Origin of the sequence: Phocaeicola sp. RTP21198st1_B8_RTP21198_201120 (genome assembly GCF_040929485.1) — a bacterium.
Taxonomy (GTDB): Bacteria; Bacteroidota; Bacteroidia; order Bacteroidales; family Bacteroidaceae; genus Phocaeicola; species Phocaeicola dorei.
Genome location: NZ_JBCOCI010000412.1, coordinates 310 through 1,242, shown reverse-complemented (window position 1 = coordinate 1,242; position 933 = coordinate 310). Strand labels below are relative to the sequence as shown.

General features: G+C 46.9%; 1 protein-coding gene. It reads right to left on the bottom strand.

The genetic code is table 11. The annotated features are described in order from the left end of the window. Positions 1–933: D-2-hydroxyacid dehydrogenase (locus AB5935_RS26820; RefSeq protein ID WP_368327958.1), on the bottom strand; the 933-nt coding region annotated here is incomplete at both ends.

Genomic DNA, 933 nt, shown 5'->3' with positions numbered 1-933 from the left:
ACTATATTCTCCGGTTTTCCGGCAATGTAAGCCTGAAGGTTACTGATTGCAATATTCATCAGACGTTCACGAGCCTCGATGGTTGCCCAGGCAATGTGCGGAGTGATGTAGCAGTTCTTCGCAGTTAGTAATGGATTGTCGGCACAAGGCGGTTCAGTAGAAAGCACGTCTACTCCGGCTGCATAAATCTTGCCATTGTTCAAAGCGTCTGCAAGGTCTCGTTCGTTGATAAGCGGGCCGCGACCGGTGTTGATTAAAATAGCTGTCGGCTTCATCATACCCAAACGGCGTGCATTTACCATTTCGCGTGTCTCCGGAGTAAGCGGGCAGTGCAAACTGATAATATCACATTCGCTGAACAACTGATCTAAATCCATCTTCTTGATTTCCGGTGGCAACTGGAAGTGAGATTTGGAAGTCAATGCATACACTTGCATACCGAAACCGATAGCAACGCGCGCTGTGGTATATCCGGTATTTCCCAGTCCTACCAGACCGATTTTCTTTTCCCGTAGTTCCATCAATGGAGTATCCCAAAAACAGAAATCCTTGTTATTAGCCCAACGACCTTTATGCACTTCTTCAGAGTGGTGTTGCACTTGTTGAGTGATGTTCAGGATATGCGCAAATACCATTTGAGCAACGGAAGCGGTGCTGTATGAAGGAATATTAGTAACGACGATTCCCCGTTCTTTTGCAGCAGCTGTGTCTACCACATTGTATCCGGTAGCCAACACACCGATATATTTCAGTTCGGGCAGTGCAGCCATGTGGTCTGCATTGATGATTACCTTGTTAGTCAGAATTGCTTCTGCACCGGCTGCACGTTCTAATACCTCTTCCGGAGCTGTACGATCATAAATTGTACATTCTCCAAGCACCTTCATACCTTCCCAGGATAAATCGCCGGGATTGGCGGCATAGCCGTCTAAA